We start from the raw sequence: 17,099 nt of genomic DNA, 5'->3' as shown, positions 1-17,099 counted from the left end.
CCGGGCATTCAGCCAGCGCTGGGGGCGGTCCTGGGCGGGCCGGGAACAACACACCGGGCGCCACCGGCGCGTAATGCTGCGGCATGCAGGTTATTTTCGCAATCACCCGGAATGGGTGAGAATCGGGGTTCCTTTCGCTGCAGACCTCCCTTGCCGATGCCCAAGAAGATCCAAGCCCGCAAGTCCGCCATCCATGGCAACGGCGTGTTCGCCGTGGCCCCGATCAAGCAGGGCGAGCGCGTGATCCAGTACAAGGGCCTGCTGCGCAGCCACGGTGATGTCGATGCCGATGACAGCGGCGACGTCGAAAGCGGCCATACCTTCCTGTTCACCCTCAACGACGACTGGGTGATCGACGCCAACTACAAGGGCAACGACGCACGCTGGATCAACCACAGCTGCGACCCGAACTGCGAAGCGGTGATCGAGGAAGACGAGGACGGCGACAGCCGCGGCGACAAGGTCTTCATCGAGGCCCTGCGCGATATCAAGGCCGGCGAGGAGCTGACCTACAACTACGGCATCACCCTGGCCGAGCGCCACACGGCAAAGCTGAAGAAGATCTGGGAGTGCCGCTGCGGCTCGCCCAAGTGCACCGGCACGATGCTGCAGCCCAAGCGCTGACCGGAATTTGTAGAGTCGAGCCATGCTCGACTGCTTTGGCTGTCGGCCGCGGCCGGGTGGAGTCGAGCATGGCTCGACTCTACAAAGGGGGCGTCTGCACCTGCCGTGCACGGCTGGGTCACCGCGGTCCAATGGCCATTGGCCGACCCTGTGTGCTCCCTTTCCCGGAGCACACACCATGGCACAGCGTATCGCCGGCAAGCAGGTCGCCATCCTCGCCACCCACGGCTTCGAGCAGTCCGAACTGATCGAGCCCAAGCGCCTGCTGGAAGCGGAGGGCGCCATCGTCACCGTGGTGTCGCCGGCAAAAGAGGCCAGCATCAAGGGCTGGAAGGACAAGGACTGGGGTGGCGTGGTGGCGGTGGATCTGCCGCTGTCCGACGCCGATGCCGGTCGCTTCGATGCGCTGGTCCTGCCCGGCGGGGTCATCAACCCGGACACGCTGCGCACCGATGAGGCCGCGCTGGGCTTCATCCGCAGCGTGGCGGGGGCGGGCAAGCCAGTGGCGGCCATCTGCCATGGCCCGTGGCTGCTGATCAACAGCGGGCTGGCCAAGGGCCGCGAGGTGACTTCGTGGCCCTCGCTGCAGCAGGACCTGGCCAATGCCGGTGCGCGCTGGCGCGACGCCGAGGTGGTCGTGGACGGCAACCTCATCACCAGCCGCAAGCCGGACGACATCCCGGCCTTCAGCGAGGCGGTGGTGAAGGCACTGGCCGCATGATGCGTTGCTGGTAGTGCCGGCCGCCGGCCGGCAGATGCGGTAACCGGGCTGCCGGCCAGCGGCCGGCACTACCCTTATTTGCCGAGAAGGCCGGCCGGCACCAGGTTGCCCAGGTTCTGGTTGAAGGTGACCACCAGCTTGCCGTTCTTCACCTGCGCCGACTGCACCTGCAGCGCGCCCAGCAGGCCGGCCACGGCCGGATCCAGCTTGTAGATCGGTTCGCGGCGGGCGTAATCGCTCAGCGCGGCATTCAGCAGCGCACGGGTACGCGAATCAAGGCGGCCGCCCTGGCTGGCGGGGCTGAAGTCATCCACCGTCGGGTCCTGCAGGTGGAAGCCCTGGGTCTGCGCGTCATAGCGCAGGCCGCTGCTGAGCTTGACCTTGCCCAGGTTGGTCGGGGTGCCACCGGCGGTGGCCAGTGCCAGGTCCATGCCCAGGTCGAGGCGTTCGCCGGCCGGCAGGCTCAGCTGGGGGTGGCTCATGGTCAGCGCGATCAGGCCGCCCAGCGCATCCTGGGTGCGCGGGAAGCTGCCATCCAGATACTGCTGCACGTCGCTGGCGCCAACCGCCAGTTCACGCCCGGAAATCGAGGGGGCCGCCTGCGCACCGATCGCGGCGGCGATCAGCACGGTGGACGCGGCAAGGCGGGTCATCAGGGAACGCAGGCGCATGGCGGTGGCCGGGGGGATGAATGAGGGCTACAGAGTAGCTTTGCACGCTGAATCGTGCGTGCATGCCGCTGCAACGGTTCAGTCCAGCGTTGGCTGCAGATGCGCCGACTGGATCTGCCAGCCCTGGCCATCGGTGCGCGGCTGCACGCGGTACCAGCCGTGGTAGCGGAACAGGCCCTCGCCGGTCGTGGCGCGGATGCGTACCGGCACTTCCAGCAGGCGTGGCGGCTGCTGTTCGTCCCGTGGCACGGGCGGGTCGCTGTCCAGGCGCAGGTTGCGCACGTCCGGCAGCAGGCGCAGCGCAGCATCATCGGCACGGCGTGCATCGGGCGGGGCGATGGCCCACGCCGCTTCGATACCAGCCTTGTTGTGGTTGAGCAGGTCCAGCACGTAGCGGTTGAGCAGTCGCGCCGGCGTTTCGCCACCCGGCGCGACGGCCCCATACAGCGGATCGATGCCGAGCGCCGCCACGGCGGGCGCTTCGCCTGTCGAAGCGGGGCGGCCCGGGCCTGCCGTCGCCGCATCGGCGGAAGGGGCTACGGCGGCGGCATCAGGCGGGGTCGGGCTGGAACAGCCCAGCATGGACAACGACGCGATCAACAACAGGGCACTGCGCATGTCTGCCTCCTCCCCGAGGCGACCTGGAGAACGGCAGTGTATCGGCAGCGCCGGGCTCAGCGCGATGCGGGCAGCTGTTCCAGCGCGTCCAGGGCCGGCAGCACCTGTGCGGCGATCGCCGCCAGCGCATGGCCGTCGGTGTCGGCGTGGCGTTGCACGATGTCGCGCAGCAGCTGGGTCGCGACCACCAGGGTGGCGCGCTCGTCACCGCTCAGCCCGGCCGTGCGCGGCGCGGTTTCCAGAAGGCGCATCAGGTCGCGGCTGGCGCGGTGTTCCAGTTCGATGGTGCAGCGCCCGGTGCACTGGTGCCCGTCCTTTTCGATCGGGGTCACCGAGATCCGGTAGCGGGTGGAGGGGCTGGCCATGAGGGTGTGCTCGCCTGGGTGTGGAGGGATGTGCCCACCATAGGCAAGGCGGCGACCGGCGGCGACGGCCGGGGCTGCACGCAGTGTTCCACCCGGTCCGTTCCCGACAGTGAAAAACGAGGTCCCGGCCAATGCTGGTGCGGCTGTCGGCAGGAACGCTGCGGGGCGGAAACGCTGTGTTGCGGTTTGCATGGGATTGGCGCCGCCCCAAACAAAAACGGGACGGCCTGCGCCGTCCCGTCGGAAGATGCCGTTGGGCGCGCGCTTAGAGCGCGGCGTCCTTCAGCTTCTTCAGCGGGCGCACCTTCAGCTTGGTGGTGGCCGGCTTGGCAGCGAACCACTGCTCTTCCTTGGTGAACGGGTTGATGCCCTTGCGCTTCGGCTTGGCCGGCACGCTGACGGTCGAGATCTTCAGCAGGCCCGGCAGGGTGAAGGAGCCAGCGCCCTTCTTGTGCACCGAGGAAGCAACGGCGGTTTCAAGCGAGGCCAGCACCGCGCGCACGTCCTTGGCAACAACGCCGGACGCTTCCACGATGTGTGCAACCAGGCCCGACTTGGTCAGCACTTCCTTGATCGGCTTCGGAGCGGCCGGCTTGGCGGCAGCCTTCGTCGCGACTTTCTTCACTGCCTTTTTCGGGGCAGCCTTCTTAGCGGTCTTTGCCATGGTTTCCTGTTCCGTGAACGGTTGGTTGTGTGGTCGGCGCCGAACCCCGTCGGCAAGCGCAATGTAGGGCAACTCTCGAGCGCCGCCAATAGCCCGGAGCGCTGAAAGTGCATGTTTTTTCATATCCAGGCCGATTCAGTACATGTCCGGAAGCGGGCAAACAGGCGGTGCGCTGCAGTGCGCAATAGGGGGTGCCGCTGCTGCGGAATGCGCGAAACCGCTGAAAACAAGGGAAAAATTCATTTCTCGCTGGCGAGGAAGTGTCCACCGGGCTGGCCCGGGACTGCGGCGTGCCCTGCGGCGGGGCGACGCAGGGCTAACGCGAGCCGTGCGAGGGTAGCCGTTCATCACCGCCACGCAGGAGCAGCACATGGGAATCTCGCGACACGCCACCGCGCACTGGGAAGGGGACCTCAAGTCGGGCAAGGGCCAGTTGAGCACGCCGCAGAGCGGGCTGCTGGACAAGACCCGCTACGGCTTCAACAGCCGCTTCGGCGATGAGAAAGGCACCAACCCGGAGGAGCTGATCGCCGCCGCGCACGCCGGCTGCTTCACCATGGCGCTGTCGGCCAAGCTGGGTGATGCCGGGTTTACACCGACCTCGCTGGATACCGAAGCCAAGGTCGACCTGTCGATGGAAGGTGGCCCGCAGCTGTCGCAGATCCGGCTGAAGGTGAAGGCGGTGGTGCCGGGCATCGATGCCGCGCAGTTCCGCGCGATCGCCGACGACGCCAAGCAGAACTGCCCGGTGTCCAAGGCGCTGAGCGCGGTGCCGATCAGCCTGGAAGCCGAGCTGGGCTGAGAAATCGCGGGCCGGGATAGTCACGGTAGTGCCGGCCGCTGGCCGGCAACCGCATGATGTCGAGGTCCAGGTAACAGCCGGCCAGCGGCCGGCTCTACCACTCCCAGCGCAATCACCAATCAATCGTTCCGGCAATCACCGTCTGCACCTGGCCACCGGACCACACCTCGCCGGCCTCGTCCACGCGCAGCGTCAGCCGCGCATCGTGGCCAACCTCGCGGCCCTGGCTGACTTCATACGCATCGCGGCCGCGCGGCAGCACGCCGCGCAGGTCCAGCCAGGCCGCCAGCACGGCATTGGCCGCCCCGGAGGCGGCATCTTCGAAGCGCCGCCCGTTGCCGACAAACGCGCGCACGGCCAGGTCGAAACCTTCGCTGCCATCGCTGAAGGCGTACGCGAACACGCCCATGCTGTCGGTGGATTCGGCCAGCGTGGCGATGGCGTCCCAGTCCGGCTGCAGCGCACGCAGCGCGGCCTCGCTGGCCACCTGCACCACCCACCAGCTGCGGCCGCCCTGCATGCGTGCCGGCGGCAGTTCGCCCAGCGGCCAGCCCTTCAGCGCTGGCTGCAGGCGCGGATCCCCGGCCTGTGCGGTTTCGGCCAGCTGCGCGCGCGGAGTACGGATGGCGATGCGCTGCTGCGCGCCTTCGCCGCTGACCTGCAGGGGCAGCAACCCGGCGATGCCGTCCTGCACCAGGACGCCCTCGACCGGCGCAGCCAGGCCGGCCTGCAGCACTGCATGGGCGGTGCCGACGCTGGGGTGGCCGGCAAACGGAACCTCCTTCTGCGGGCTGAACATGCGCAGCCGGTAGCTGCTGCCGGCGGCCTGCGGGGCGAACACGAAGGTGGTTTCCGGCAGCCGGGTCCAGCGAGCGATGGCCTGCATGGCCGCGTCGTCCAGGCCCTCGGCATCCAGCACCACGGCCAGCGGATTACCGGCGCCGGCGCGCGGCGAGAATACATCGAGCTGCAGGAAACGGCGGGTGGTCATAGGGGGTAAAACTCCAGGAAATGCGGAAATGGTAGCGCGGGGCCATGCCCCGCGAGCGCGCAGCGCGGCGGGGTGACGCCGCCGGGCGTGGCCCGGCGCTACCAGTGGATGCTGCCGTCGATCACCGGCTGTACCTGGCCGCCGATCCACACCGTGCCTTCGGCATCGACGCGGACATGGACGCGGCCGTCGCGGCCGACTTCGCGGCCCTGGCTGGCCACGTACGCGCCACCGCCGCCGGGCAGGGCGCCACGCGCGCGCAGCCAGGCACCGATCAGTGCGTTGGCGCTGCCGGTCACCGGGTCCTCGGGCACGTTCACCGCATCGCCGGGGCAGAACGCGCGCACCACGCGGCTGTGCCCAGCGCCGGCTTCATCGGCGAACACCGCCACCCCGGTCGCGCCGGTGGCATTGGTCCAGTCGCGCAGGGCGGCCATGTCCGGGGCCAGGCTGCGCACGGCGGCGGCATCGCGCAGCGGCAGCAGCCACCAGCGCGGGCCGTTGTCCCACAGTTCGGGCGCGTGGCCGCTGGCGGCCAGGGCCTGCAGCGGTTCCGGCACCTGCCCGGGCGCGGTCGGCAGGTGGCGTGCCGGCGGGCTGGCCAGTTCGATGCTGGGCGCATCCGCCGGGCCACTCACCCGCACCGGCAGCAGGCCGGCAGCGCATTGCTGGACCAGGGCGCCGCCGTCGCGCGGCGTGGCCAGGCCGCAGGTGACCGCGGCCCAGGCCGAGCCGACGCTGGGATGGCCGGCAAATGGCAGCTCGCTGCCGGGGGTGAAGATGCGGATGTGGTAGTCGGCGCCGGCAGCGCTGGGACGCAGGAAGAACACCGTCTCGGACAGGTTCAGCCAGGCCGCCAGTGCCTGCATGCGCCCGGCGGACAGCCCGTCGGCGCCCAGCACCACGCCCAGCGGGTTGCCGCTGCCGGGCTGGTGGGCGAAGACATCAAGCTGCAGGTAGCGGAAGGCGGCCATCGGCGGGTCCATTGGGCTTAGAATCGAAGGTTCCGCCCCCTCGGGCGGCTCCCCCACATTACACATAGCCTATCCATGTCAGCTTCCCCCCTTGTCGATCGTTGGATCGTACTGAAGTTCGGCGGCACCTCGGTGTCGCGTCGCCACCGCTGGGACACGATCGGGAAGCTGGCGAAAAAACGTGCGGAAGAGACCGGCTCGCGCGTGCTGGTGGTGGTCTCGGCGCTGTCCGGGGTCACCAACGAACTGACCGCGATTGCCGATGGCGCGCCGGACAGCCGCGATCGCGTGGCCGCCCTGGTCGAACGCCATGAGGGCTTCCTGGCCGAGCTCGGCCTGGGCCGCGAGGTGCTGGGCGAACGCCTGGCCGCCCTGCAGGGGCTGCTGGATGACCCGCGCGCCGCCACCCGCCCGCTGGAATGGCAGGCTGAAGTGCTGGGCCAGGGCGAACTGCTGTCCTCGACCCTGGGCGCGGCCTACCTGCACGCCTCGGGCCTGGACATGGGCTGGATGGACGCCCGCCAGTGGCTGGACGCGATGCCGCCGCAGCCGAACCAGAGCGACTGGTCGCAGCGCCTGTCGGTGAACTGCCAGTGGCGTGCCGACGCGGACTGGATGCAGCGCTTCCGCGCGCAGCCGACCCGCCTGCTGATCACCCAGGGCTTCATTTCCCGCCACGCCGACGGCGGCACCGCCATCCTCGGCCGCGGCGGTTCGGATACCTCGGCGGCGTACTTCGGTGCGCTGCTGGGCGCCAGCCGCGTGGAAATCTGGACCGACGTGCCGGGCATGTTCAGCGCCAACCCCAAGGACGTGCCGGACGCGCGCCTGCTGACCCGCCTGGACTATTACGAAGCGCAGGAAATCGCCACCACCGGCGCCAAGGTGCTGCACCCGCGCTCGATCAAGCCGTGCCGCGATGCCGGCGTGCCGATGGCCATCCTCGATACCGAGCGCCCGGAACTGCCGGGCACCAGCATCGATGGCAGCGCCGCACCGGTACCGGGCGTGAAGGCGATCAGCCGCCGCAACGGCATCGTGCTGGTGTCGATGGAAGGCATCGGCATGTGGCAGCAGGTCGGCTTCCTGGCCGATGTGTTCGGCCTGTTCAAGAAGCATGGTCTGTCGGTGGACCTGATCGGTTCGGCCGAGACCAACGTCACCGTGTCGCTGGACCCGTCCGAGAACCTGGTCAACACCGATGTGCTGGCCGCGCTGTCGGCCGACCTGTCGCAGATCTGCAAGGTGAAGGTGATCGTGCCGTGCGCGGCCATCACCCTGGTCGGCCGTGGCATGCGTTCGCTGCTGCACAAGCTGTCGGACGTGTGGGCCACGTTCGGCCGCGAGCGCGTGCACATGATCTCGCAGTCGTCCAACGACCTGAACCTGACCTTCGTCATCGATGAAGCCGATGCCGATGGCCTGCTGCCGATCCTGCATGCCGAGCTGATCGACAGCGGCGCGATGCCGGTGGAAGAGACCGAAGTGTTCGGCCCGCGCTGGCGCGAGATCGCCGGCACCGTGCGCCCGCGCGGCACGCCGTGGTGGCGTGGCCAGCGTGCGCACCTGCTGCAGCTGGCCGACGCCGGTACGCCGCGCTACGTCTACCACCTGCCGACCGTACGAGCCCGCGCCCGCGCGCTGGCCGCGATCAAGCCGATCGACCAGCGCTACTACGCGATCAAGGCCAACAGCCACCCGGCCATCCTTGAGCTGCTGGAAGCCGAAGGCTTCGGCCTGGAATGCGTCTCGCACGGCGAGCTGAAGCACGTGTTCCAGCACCTGCCCGAGCTGTCGCCCAAGCGCGTGCTGTTCACCCCCAGCTTCTGCCCGCGTGAAGAGTACGAAGCCGGTTTCGCGCTCGGTGTCACCGTCACCGTGGACAACCTGGAAGCGCTGCAGCGCTGGCCGGACCTGTTCCGCAACCGCGAAATCTGGCTGCGCGTCGACCTGGGCCGTGGCGAAGGCCACCACGCCAAGGTCCGCACCGGCGGCAAGGATTCCAAGTTCGGCCTGCCGATGGCGCGCGTGGATGAGTTCGTGCGCACCGCCACCGACCTGGGCACCCGCGTGGTCGGCCTGCACGCGCACCTGGGCAGCGGCGTGGAAACTGCGCAGCACTGGCGCCTGATGTGCGATGAGCTGGCCGGATTCGCCCGCCGCATCGGCAGCGTGCAGACCATCGACATCGGTGGCGGCCTGCCGATTCCCTACAGCGACGAAGACGAGCCGTTCGACCTGGATGCCTGGGCCGAGGGCCTGGCCGAAGTGAAGGCGCTGCACCCGGCGTTCCGCCTGGCGATCGAGCCGGGCCGCTACCTGGTGGCTGAATCGGGCGTGCTGCTGACCCATGCCACCCAGGTGGTGGAAAAGGACGGCGTGCGCCGCGTCGGCCTGGATGCCGGCATGAACACCCTGATGCGCCCGGCGCTGTATGACGCCTGGCATGACATCGAGAACCTCAGCCGCCAGGGCGGCTATGCCGAGGCCGCGTTCGACGTGGTCGGCCCGATCTGCGAATCCAGCGATGTGTTCGGCAAGCGCCGCAAGCTGCCGGTGTCCACTGCGCCGGACGACGTGATGCTGATCGCCGACGCCGGTGCCTACGGCTATGTGATGTCCAACACCTACAACCAGCGGGCGATGCCGCGCGAAGACGTGATCGAGTGATCACCACCCGCGCCCTGCACCCGCCCACCGACACGCCCCGCGCCCGCGCGCGGGGCGTGCCTGACCGTGCTTGAACTGGATCCACCATGACTGCTTTCGACAAACACCAGGTTTCCCGCTTCCGCTTCGTCCGCTGCGAATTCGCCGCGGATACCGGCGTGGCCAAGCTGGTCTACGCCTTCGATGACGGCCCGGAGATGGTGGAAACCATTACCGTGCCCGGCGCTCCCTTCGTGCTGGACGAGGCGCGTGCCGCTGCGGTGCAGCGCGCACTGCAGCTGCTGCACCTGATTGCCGGGGTCAGCTACTACAAGGCGGGCGTGCCGGAGACGGTCAGCATCGACAGCTATGCCATCGACGCCGATACCGCGGCGCTGGTGGAGACGGTCTACCTCAACGGCCTGGGCGAATTCGCCTACCGCAACGGCCTGAACCTGCGCGGGCGCTTCCGCCTGCCGGTACAGGGCGACGCGGTGCAGGCACCGGTGCTGGGCCTGCAGCCGCATGCGCTGGTGGCCATCGGCGGCGGCAAGGATTCGCTGGTGAGCATCGAAGCGCTGCGCCGTGCCGGCGTGGACGAGACGGTGACCTGGATCGGTGGTTCGCAGCTGATCCGCGCCTGCGCCGAGCGCACCGGCCTGCCGACCCTCAACCTGGGCCGCGCGCTGGCGCCGGAACTGTTCGAGCTCAACCGCCAGGGCGCGTGGAACGGCCATATCCCGGTCACCGCGGTGAACTCGGCGATCATGGTGCTGGCCGCGCTGCTGCAGGGCGTGGACCAGGTGGTGTTCTCCAACGAGCGTTCGGCCAGCTACGGCAGCCAGATTCCGGGCACCGGCGAAGTGAACCACCAGTGGTCCAAGGGCTGGGCATTCGAGCAGGCGTTCGGCAACCACGTGCAGAAGCAGGTGGCCGCCGATCTGCAGTACTACTCGCTGCTGCGCCCGATGTCCGAGCTGGCGGTGGCCCGCCAGTTCGCCAAGAGCGATTTCTACGACGCGCATTTCTCCAGCTGCAACCGCAATTTCCACATCCTGGGCGAGCGCCCGGTGAACCGCTGGTGCGGTGTCTGCCCGAAGTGCCATTTCGTGTTCCTGGCGCTGGCCCCGTTCATGCCCAAGACCCGCCTGGTGCGCATCTTCGGCCGCAACCTGCTGGACGATGCCGCGCAGGCCGGTGGTTTCGATGCACTGCTGGAGTTCCAGGACCACAAGCCGTTCGAATGCGTGGGCGAAGGCCGTGAATCGCGTGCGGCGATGGCCACGCTGGCGCAGCGCCCGGAATGGAAGGAAGACGTGCTGGTGAAGCGCTTCTGCAACGAGATCCAGCCGCAGCTGGATGCCGCTGAACTGGAACTGGCACCGCTGCTGCAGCTGCAGGGCGAGCACCGCATTCCGGCTGCGCTGTGGGAACGTGTGCGTGAAGATTTCGCAGCTTGAAGGCAAGCGCGTTGCGCTGTGGGGCTGGGGGCGTGAGGGCCGCGCGGCGTTCGCCGTGCTGCGCGCGCGCCTGCCTGCGCTGGCCCTGAGCCTGTTCTGCCCGGCCGCCGAGGCCGAGGCAGCACGTGCGGAAACGCAGGGGCTGCTGGACGTGCGTGGCGAGCCCACTGCCGAGGCGTTGGCCGCCTTCGATGTGGTGATCAAGTCGCCCGGCATCAGTCCTTACCAGCCGATCGCACTGGCGGCGGCGGGGCAGGGCACGGCCTTCATCGGCGGCACCGCGCTGTGGTTTGGCGAACATGCGGCCGACGATGGCATCGTGCACGACACCGTGTGCGTGACCGGCACCAAGGGCAAGAGCACCACCACCGCACTGGTGGCGCACCTGCTGCGCGCGGCCGGCCACCGCACCGGCCTGGTTGGCAATATCGGCCTGCCGCTGCTGGAGGTGCTGGACCCGCAGCCGGCGCCCGCGTTCTGGGCGGTGGAACTGTCCAGCTACCAGACCGGTGAAGTGGCGCGCAGTGGCGCCCGCCCGCAGGTGGCGGTGGTGCTCAACCTGTTCCCGGAACACCTGGACTGGCACGGCAGCGAACAGCGCTACATCGAAGACAAGCTGCGGCTGGTGACCGAGGCCGCGCCGCGGATTGCCGTGCTCAATGCCGCCGATCCGCATCTGGCCGCGCTCTCGTTGCCGGACAGCGACGTGGTCTGGTTCAACCAGCCGCAGGGCTGGCATATGCGCGGTGACATCGTGCATCGCGGCGAACAGGCCGTGTTCGATACCCGCAACACGCCGCTGCCGGGCCGCCACAACCGCGGCAACCTGTGCGCGGTGCTGGCCGCGCTGGAAGCGCTGGGCCTGGATGCGGTGGCGCTGGCACCGGCGGTGCAGGACTTCCGACCGCTGCCCAACCGCCTGCAGCGCATCGGCGTGGCCGATGGCCTGACCTACGTCAACGATTCGATCAGCACCACGCCGCACGCCAGCCTGGCCGCGCTGGAGTGCTTTGCCGGCCAGCGCATCGCGCTGCTGGTGGGCGGGCACGACCGTGGCCTGGACTGGACCGATTTCATGCAGCACATGGCGCACGACGTGCCGCCGGTTGAGATCGTGACCATGGGCAGCAACGGTCCGCGCATCCACGCAATGCTGCAGCCGCTGGCGGATGCCGGCCGTTTCGGCCTGCACGCGGCGGGCGATCTGCCCGAGGCGATGGCGCTGGCACGCGCGGCGCTGGATGCGCAGGGTGGGGTGGTGCTGTTGTCGCCGGGCGCGCCGAGCTTTGGTGCCTACCGCGATTACGTGGCGCGCGGCCGCCACTTCGCCGAACTGGCCGGGTTCGATCCGGACAGCATCAGCGCGATTCCGGGCCTGGGCATCGCCTGATCCACCGGCCCGGGGTCGGATCCCTTTCCGCAGGAAAGGGCTCTGACCCCAGCGAGTTGACCCCAGCGAGTTGCAGGGGGCGAGTTACCATCGGCGCATTCCCGGACGGATTCGAGAAGCCTGCATGTGCACCTTCATCACCCTGTTCCTGCCCACCTCGTTTGCGCACGTTGAAGCCGCCGCGATCATGAAGCGCAGCGGCCGGAGCTTGTTCGCCCAGGCATCGCCCAGCCTGCAGGCGGCGGTCGGGCCCGGCTGGCAGCCGTGGCTGAGCGCCGCGCACTGCGATTGCGGCACGGCCCTGGCGTCGGCACGCACGGAGCCGGAATGGAAGGGCGATGCCGGGCGCTGGCGGAAGAAAGGCTGGAGCGAGGCGAAGATCGCCCGCGCCCTGGCCGAGCAGTTGGCGCATTTCGAGCAGGAGCGGCAGGCACGCCAGAGCGAAGGCCTGGGTGATGCCGGCCAGTGGCTGCAGCGCATCGACGCGTTGCTGCAGGCCGGTGCCGCGCGCATCGGCCTGCTGGTGCGTGACTACGACGGTGCGGTGAGTGCCCAGCAGCCGAACCCGCCGGAACATCATTGGTCGCGGGATCAGCTGGCCGCCGCGGATCTGCCGGCGCTCGCGCCGGGCACGTTGCATTGGATCGAGCGCGGGTAAGAGCGCCATCCACGCATGGCGTGGATCTACTCCTGATCGATGAACGCGTAATCGCCGTCAATGAGCTGCTGCAGGTAGGCATCGAAGCTCGGCGCGATGACCGCATAGCTGTCCGGATCGTGCAGGTAGCGCACCACCTGGCCGACGGTGCCGCCTGGTGCCGGGTCGAAATCCAGGTAGAGCATCGAGGTGCCGCCGTTGTTCATGCAGTGCGAGAAACACAGGCGACGGTTCATCGGCAGGTCGCCATCGATGCCATCGCCCAGGATCTCCGGCTCGTCATCCAGCCACTCCTCGTAGATGGAGCGGATGCTGTCGTCCCACTGCTGCTGGTCTTCGAAGATCTGCGCGACCGAGCGCAGGTAGTACGGGTAGCCGCCGTCCTCGACGTCCGAACCCAGCACGTAGACCACGACTTCGCCCCCGGGATACTCGCGGAAGTGCGTGCCATCCACCCGCGACAGCAGGGCCAGCAGGCTGTCGGGCACCTGCGGCCACTGCGTGCGCAGGCGCTGCAGGTCTTCGGCGCTGGCGCCCTGGACATGTGCCCATTGCGCAGCGTCCTCGGCAGGCAGGCGCGGGACAAGGCCGGAAAGAAAGCGATCAACAAGGTTCATGTAAAAGAGGGGACGGAGCGGACCAGGTCGTATCCAACCACACCTGCGTCACGTCGCCAATGCAGAATGCGACGCGGGAGGGTGTTCTGCGACGTGATCCCCTCCATTCCCTTTTCAGTGGAGCAGTCACATGAACCGATGGCGTTGTGGCGTGGCGATGGTGCTGGGGCTGGCGGCGATGCCGGCCTGGGCGGCGATGAAGACCCAGCCGGTGGAATGGAAGCACCAGGGCACGACCTTCAGTGGCGTGCTGGTCTATGACGACGGCGACAATGACAAGCGCCCGGGCCTGGTGATGGTGCCCAACTGGAAGGGCGTGAACGAATCGGCCATCGAGAAGGCCAAGCAGCTGGCCGGCGATGACTACGTGGTGCTGGTGGCCGATGTGTACGGCAAGGGCGTGCGGCCGAAGACCGATGCCGAGGCCGGCCCGGTGGCGACCAAGCTGCGCAATGACCGGCCGCTGCTGCGGGCGCGCGCGCTGGAGGCGGTGAACGTGCTCAAGGCCCAGGCCGGCAAGGCGCCGCTGGATGCCAGCCGGATCGGTGCGGTGGGCTTCTGCTTCGGCGGCACCACGGTGCTGGAACTGGCCCGTGCCGGTGCGCCGCTGGCGGGCGTGGTCAGCCTGCACGGCGGGCTGGGCTCGCCGCTGCCGGCACAGGCCGGTGGCAGCCATCCCTCGGTGCTGGTACTCAACGGCGCCGACGACAAGAGCGTGACCGCCGAAGACATCGGCAGCTTCCAGAAGGAAATGGACGCGGCCAAGGTCGACTGGGAGTTCACCAACTACAGCGGCGCAGTGCACTGCTTCGCCGAGCGTGACGCCAACAATCCGCCCGGCTGCCAGTACAACGAACGGGCGGCCAAGCGCGCATGGAAGGCGCTGGATGAGTTCTTCGAGGAGCGGTTCGAGAAACGTTGAAAAGGTGTGCCGACCAACGGTCGGCACCCACAGGAAGAGGTAGGTGCCGACCGTTGGTCGGCACACACAGGAAGAGGTAGGTGCCGACCGTTGGTCGGCACACCTTCACCCATCAATGCGAGCGCTGCACCGCGTAACGGGCCAGGCCGCGCAGGGCCGCCACGGCATCGTTGTCGCCCAGGCCGTCAAGCGCACGCTCGGCGGCTTCGGCGTATTCCTCGGCACGGCGGCGGCTGTAGTCCAGGCCGCCGGTGGCGCGGATGGCGGCCAGCACTTCCGGCATGGCCGAGGCGTCGCCGTCCTGCACGATGCTGCGCAGGCGCTCGCGGGTGGCGTCGTCCGAATGGGCCATGGCGTGGATCAGCGGCAGGGTCGCCTTGCCTTCGGCCAGGTCGTCGCCCAGGTTCTTGCCCAGTTCCTCGGCGTTGGCCGAGTAATCCAGCACGTCGTCGGCAATCTGGAAGGCGTAGCCCAGGTGCATGCCGTAGTCGTACAGGGCCTGCTGGGTGGCTTCGTCCACGCCGCTGGCCAGCGCGCCCAGGCGGGTGCCCGCAGCGAACAGCACCGCGGTCTTGCGCTCGATCACGCGCAGGTAGGCGGCTTCGTCGGTGTCCGGGTTGTGCACGTGCAGCAGCTGCAGCACTTCGCCTTCGGCGATGCGGTTGGTGGTATCGGCCAGGATCTGCATGACCGGCATGCGGTCCAGTTCCACCATCAGCTGGAAGCTGCGTGAATACAGGAAGTCACCCACCAGCACGCTCGGCGCGTTGCCCCACAGGGCATTGGCGGTGCTGCGGCCGCGCCGCAGGCTCGATTCGTCCACCACGTCGTCGTGCAGCAGGGTGGAGGTGTGGATGAATTCGATGATCGCCGCCAGCTGGTGGTGCTCGGGGCCGGCCGTGCCGACAGCATGCCCGGCCAGCATCACCAGCATCGGCCGCAGGCGCTTGCCGCCGGCGGAAATGATGTGGTCGGCGATCTGGTTGATCAGTACGACGTCCGAGGACAGCCGGTGCCGGATCAGGGCATCGACGGCGGCCATGTCGGCCGCAGCAAGCGACTGGATCTGGGGCAGGCCCAGGGCGGGACGGGTGTCTTCGGTGATGGTCATGCGATCAGGCTTTCAGGCTCACCGCCAATTATAGGGGCTGGCCGTGAAATCGGGCGGAAACCGGCCCATCCGGCCTTTTCGCAGGGCGTTGGCCGGCCCGGCGGCGTGAATACGTATGCAGGCAGCGCCATGCCCGGGAAGCCGCCGCTAAGCTTGCCGGAGTTGGTTTTCGGCCCGCTTCCGGTGGGTCCCGCATGCCCGGAGGGGGGCTGTCGATGTCGCACAATCCATGGTGGCGCGGAGCCGTCATCTACCAGATCTACCCGCGCAGCTACCTCGACGCCAGCGGCGACGGGGTGGGCGACCTGCCGGGCATCATCGAGCGGCTGGACCACATCGCGGCGCTGGGCGCCGATGCGATCTGGATCTCGCCGTTCTTCAAATCGCCGATGGCCGATTTCGGCTATGACATCGCCGACTACCGCGATGTCGACCCGCTGTTTGGCAGCCTGGAGGACTTCGACCGCCTGCTGGCCAAGGCGCATGGCCTGGGCCTGAAGGTGATGATCGACCAGGTGCTCAGCCACACCTCGCTCGAGCATGCCTGGTTCCGCGAGAGCCGCCAGGACCGGACCAACCCCAAGGCCGACTGGTACGTGTGGGCCGACCCGCGCGAGGACGGCACCCCGCCCAACAACTGGCTGTCGCTGTTCGGTGGCGGCGCCTGGCAGTGGGAGCCGCGCCGCGAGCAGTACTACCTGCACAACTTCCTGGTCGACCAGCCGGACCTGAACTTCCACAACCCGGACGTGCAGCAGGCCACCCTGGACAACGTGCGGTTCTGGCTCGACCGCGGCGTGGACGGCTTCCGCCTGGACGCCATCAACTTCTGCTTCCACGACGCGCAGCTGCGCGACAACCCGCCCAAGCCGGCGGACAAGCGCGTGGGCCGCGGCTTCAGCCCGGACAATCCGTACGCGTACCAGTACCACTATTACAACAACACCCAGCCGGAGAACCTGCCGTTCCTGGAGCAGCTGCGCGCGCTGCTGGACGAGTACCCGGGCGCGGTGAGCCTGGGTGAGATCTCCTCGGAGGACTCGCTGGCCACCACCGCCGAGTACACCCAGGACGGCCGCCTGCACATGGGCTACAGCTTCGAGCTGCTGGTGAACGACTACAGCGCGGCCTACATCCGCGACACGGTCTCCCGCCTGGAAGCGGTGATGACCGAAGGCTGGCCGTGCTGGGCGGTGTCCAACCATGACGTCGAACGGGCGGTGAGCCGCTGGGGCGGCCGTCCGTCCGACCCGCGCCTGGCCCGCATGCTGGTGGCGATGCTGTGCTCGCTGCGCGGTTCGGTCTGCCTGTACCAGGGGGAAGAGCTGGGCCTGGCCGAGGCGGAAGTCGCCTTCGAGGACCTGCAGGACCCCTACGGCATCACCTTCTGGCCGAACTTCAAAGGCCGTGATGGCTGCCGCACGCCGATGCCGTGGACCGACGCCCCGCTGGCCGGCTTCACCACCGGCAAGCCCTGGCTGCCGATCCCGGCCGAGCACCGGGCGGCGGCGGTGGCGGTGCAGGAGGCCGACCCGGGTTCGGTCCTGGCGGCCTTCCGCGGCTTCCTCGCCTGGCGGCGGACCCAGCCGGCCCTGCAGCACGGGGACATCCGTTTCCTGGACAGTGCCGAGCCAGTGCTGCTGTTCGAGCGTATGCTTGCAGATGAAACCCTCCTGCTGGCCTTCAACCTGTCGGCCGAGGCGGTGAGCCATCCGCTGCCGCCGGGCAACTGGCAGCAGGTGGCGGTGCCGGGCCCGGATGCGGGCACGGTGCAGGGCAATGAACTCCAGCTGCCGCCGCGTGCGGTGTATTGCGCACGACGCAGCTGACCGATTTCTCCGGTGGCGGTACTTGCGGGGACG

At 68.6% G+C, this 17,099-nt stretch carries 17 protein-coding genes; 9 read left to right on the top strand and 8 right to left on the bottom strand.

Annotated elements, in window-relative coordinates; all coding sequences use genetic code 11:
- Window positions 1-156: 156 nt before the first annotated feature.
- Window positions 157-624 carry an SET domain-containing protein-lysine N-methyltransferase gene (locus tag C1926_RS18650; protein WP_012479369.1) on the top strand — a complete coding sequence of 156 codons (468 nt, stop codon included), beginning with the start codon at window positions 157-159 and terminating at the stop codon, window positions 622-624.
- A gap of 178 nt (window positions 625-802) precedes the next feature.
- Window positions 803-1,345, top strand: coding sequence for a type 1 glutamine amidotransferase domain-containing protein (locus tag C1926_RS18645; protein ID WP_108760227.1), 543 nt, complete (start codon window positions 803-805; stop codon window positions 1,343-1,345).
- Window positions 1,346-1,419: 74 nt separating this feature from the next.
- Here the strand turns inward: C1926_RS18645 and C1926_RS18640 are convergent, their stop codons facing one another.
- The 4 genes from C1926_RS18640 to C1926_RS18625 form a co-directional block, all read right to left on the bottom strand.
- Window positions 1,420-2,016, bottom strand: a complete 597-nt coding sequence (locus C1926_RS18640) for a DUF1439 domain-containing protein (protein WP_079220959.1) — start codon at window positions 2,014-2,016, stop codon at window positions 1,420-1,422.
- Between the two features lie 78 nt (window positions 2,017-2,094).
- The gene (locus C1926_RS18635; RefSeq protein ID WP_108760226.1) at window positions 2,095-2,634 is read right to left on the bottom strand and encodes a hypothetical protein; all 540 of its coding nucleotides are present in this window, start codon (window positions 2,632-2,634) and stop codon (window positions 2,095-2,097) included.
- Window positions 2,635-2,690: 56 nt separating this feature from the next.
- A complete protein-coding gene (locus C1926_RS18630) occupies window positions 2,691-2,999 on the bottom strand; it encodes a DUF3861 family protein (RefSeq protein WP_079220962.1) in 309 nt (102 codons plus the stop codon).
- Between the two features lie 265 nt (window positions 3,000-3,264).
- Window positions 3,265-3,663, bottom strand: a complete 399-nt coding sequence (locus C1926_RS18625; protein ID WP_079220963.1) for an HU family DNA-binding protein — start codon at window positions 3,661-3,663, stop codon at window positions 3,265-3,267.
- Between the two features lie 370 nt (window positions 3,664-4,033).
- Here C1926_RS18625 and C1926_RS18620 point away from each other — a divergent pair, with 370 nt between their 5' ends.
- The gene (locus C1926_RS18620; protein WP_079220964.1) at window positions 4,034-4,465 is read left to right on the top strand and encodes an OsmC family protein; all 432 of its coding nucleotides are present in this window, start codon (window positions 4,034-4,036) and stop codon (window positions 4,463-4,465) included.
- Between the two features lie 112 nt (window positions 4,466-4,577).
- On the opposite strand, the gene C1926_RS18615 is transcribed toward C1926_RS18620, so the two are convergent.
- Both C1926_RS18615 and C1926_RS18610 read right to left on the bottom strand, forming a co-directional pair.
- Window positions 4,578-5,456, bottom strand: coding sequence for a PhzF family phenazine biosynthesis protein (locus C1926_RS18615; RefSeq protein WP_108760225.1), 879 nt, complete (start codon window positions 5,454-5,456; stop codon window positions 4,578-4,580).
- A gap of 98 nt (window positions 5,457-5,554) precedes the next feature.
- A complete protein-coding gene (locus tag C1926_RS18610) occupies window positions 5,555-6,430 on the bottom strand; it encodes a PhzF family phenazine biosynthesis protein (RefSeq protein WP_108760224.1) in 876 nt (291 codons plus the stop codon).
- A gap of 75 nt (window positions 6,431-6,505) precedes the next feature.
- On the opposite strand from C1926_RS18610, the gene C1926_RS18605 reads away from it, so the two are divergent.
- The 4 genes from C1926_RS18605 (at window position 6,506) to C1926_RS18590 (ending at window position 12,587) form a co-directional block, all read left to right on the top strand.
- Entirely contained in the window at window positions 6,506-9,100 is a 2,595-nt protein-coding gene (locus tag C1926_RS18605) for a bifunctional aspartate kinase/diaminopimelate decarboxylase (protein WP_108760223.1), read from the top strand.
- Window positions 9,101-9,186: 86 nt separating this feature from the next.
- Window positions 9,187-10,539, top strand: coding sequence for a UDP-N-acetyl-alpha-D-muramoyl-L-alanyl-L-glutamate epimerase (gene murL / locus C1926_RS18600; protein WP_108760222.1), 1,353 nt, complete (start codon window positions 9,187-9,189; stop codon window positions 10,537-10,539).
- On the top strand, window positions 10,520-11,929 hold the full coding sequence (gene murD / locus C1926_RS18595; RefSeq protein ID WP_108760221.1) for a UDP-N-acetylmuramoyl-L-alanine--D-glutamate ligase: 1,410 nt from the start codon (window positions 10,520-10,522) through the stop codon (window positions 11,927-11,929). Before murL ends, murD begins: the two co-directional genes overlap by 20 nt.
- 124 nt (window positions 11,930-12,053) lie before the next feature.
- Window positions 12,054-12,587: a hypothetical protein gene (locus C1926_RS18590; RefSeq protein ID WP_108760220.1), complete on the top strand. Its 534-nt coding sequence runs from the start codon at window positions 12,054-12,056 to the stop codon at window positions 12,585-12,587.
- A 26-nt stretch (window positions 12,588-12,613) separates the two neighbouring features.
- Here C1926_RS18590 and C1926_RS18585 read toward each other — a convergent pair whose 3' ends face one another.
- Window positions 12,614-13,204 carry an SMI1/KNR4 family protein gene (locus C1926_RS18585; RefSeq protein ID WP_108760219.1) on the bottom strand — a complete coding sequence of 197 codons (591 nt, stop codon included), beginning with the start codon at window positions 13,202-13,204 and terminating at the stop codon, window positions 12,614-12,616.
- A gap of 130 nt (window positions 13,205-13,334) precedes the next feature.
- Between C1926_RS18585 and C1926_RS18580 the strand changes: the two genes are divergently transcribed.
- Window positions 13,335-14,126 carry a dienelactone hydrolase family protein gene (locus C1926_RS18580; protein ID WP_108760218.1) on the top strand — a complete coding sequence of 264 codons (792 nt, stop codon included), beginning with the start codon at window positions 13,335-13,337 and terminating at the stop codon, window positions 14,124-14,126.
- A gap of 112 nt (window positions 14,127-14,238) precedes the next feature.
- On the opposite strand, the gene C1926_RS18575 is transcribed toward C1926_RS18580, so the two are convergent.
- On the bottom strand, window positions 14,239-15,237 hold the full coding sequence (locus C1926_RS18575; RefSeq protein WP_079220972.1) for a polyprenyl synthetase family protein: 999 nt from the start codon (window positions 15,235-15,237) through the stop codon (window positions 14,239-14,241).
- Between the two features lie 215 nt (window positions 15,238-15,452).
- Here C1926_RS18575 and C1926_RS18570 point away from each other — a divergent pair, with 215 nt between their 5' ends.
- A complete protein-coding gene (locus C1926_RS18570; protein WP_108760217.1) occupies window positions 15,453-17,066 on the top strand; it encodes an alpha-glucosidase family protein in 1,614 nt (537 codons plus the stop codon).
- Window positions 17,067-17,099: the final 33 nt, after the last annotated feature.

It is taken from the genome of Stenotrophomonas sp. ZAC14A_NAIMI4_1, from assembly GCF_003086915.1.
In the GTDB taxonomy this organism is placed as follows: domain Bacteria; phylum Pseudomonadota; class Gammaproteobacteria; order Xanthomonadales; family Xanthomonadaceae; genus Stenotrophomonas.
Note: the sequence above shows the minus strand (reverse complement) of the source record. Positions and strands in the feature narration are given on the sequence as shown.

Coding starts and splice junctions, on each gene's coding strand:
- C1926_RS18650 (WP_012479369.1), top strand. CDS start 157: ATGCCCAAGAAGATCCAAGCCCGCAAGTCCGCCATCCATGGCAACGGC.
- C1926_RS18645 (WP_108760227.1), top strand. CDS start 803: ATGGCACAGCGTATCGCCGGCAAGCAGGTCGCCATCCTCGCCACCCAC.
- C1926_RS18640 (WP_079220959.1), bottom strand. CDS start 2,016: ATGCGCCTGCGTTCCCTGATGACCCGCCTTGCCGCGTCCACCGTGCTG.
- C1926_RS18635 (WP_108760226.1), bottom strand. CDS start 2,634: ATGCGCAGTGCCCTGTTGTTGATCGCGTCGTTGTCCATGCTGGGCTGT.
- C1926_RS18630 (WP_079220962.1), bottom strand. CDS start 2,999: ATGGCCAGCCCCTCCACCCGCTACCGGATCTCGGTGACCCCGATCGAA.
- C1926_RS18625 (WP_079220963.1), bottom strand. CDS start 3,663: ATGGCAAAGACCGCTAAGAAGGCTGCCCCGAAAAAGGCAGTGAAGAAA.
- C1926_RS18620 (WP_079220964.1), top strand. CDS start 4,034: ATGGGAATCTCGCGACACGCCACCGCGCACTGGGAAGGGGACCTCAAG.
- C1926_RS18615 (WP_108760225.1), bottom strand. CDS start 5,456: ATGACCACCCGCCGTTTCCTGCAGCTCGATGTATTCTCGCCGCGCGCC.
- C1926_RS18610 (WP_108760224.1), bottom strand. CDS start 6,430: ATGGCCGCCTTCCGCTACCTGCAGCTTGATGTCTTCGCCCACCAGCCC.
- C1926_RS18605 (WP_108760223.1), top strand. CDS start 6,506: ATGTCAGCTTCCCCCCTTGTCGATCGTTGGATCGTACTGAAGTTCGGC.
- murL (WP_108760222.1), top strand. CDS start 9,187: ATGACTGCTTTCGACAAACACCAGGTTTCCCGCTTCCGCTTCGTCCGC.
- C1926_RS18590 (WP_108760220.1), top strand. CDS start 12,054: ATGTGCACCTTCATCACCCTGTTCCTGCCCACCTCGTTTGCGCACGTT.
- C1926_RS18585 (WP_108760219.1), bottom strand. CDS start 13,204: ATGAACCTTGTTGATCGCTTTCTTTCCGGCCTTGTCCCGCGCCTGCCT.
- C1926_RS18580 (WP_108760218.1), top strand. CDS start 13,335: ATGAACCGATGGCGTTGTGGCGTGGCGATGGTGCTGGGGCTGGCGGCG.
- C1926_RS18575 (WP_079220972.1), bottom strand. CDS start 15,237: ATGACCATCACCGAAGACACCCGTCCCGCCCTGGGCCTGCCCCAGATC.
- C1926_RS18570 (WP_108760217.1), top strand. CDS start 15,453: ATGTCGCACAATCCATGGTGGCGCGGAGCCGTCATCTACCAGATCTAC.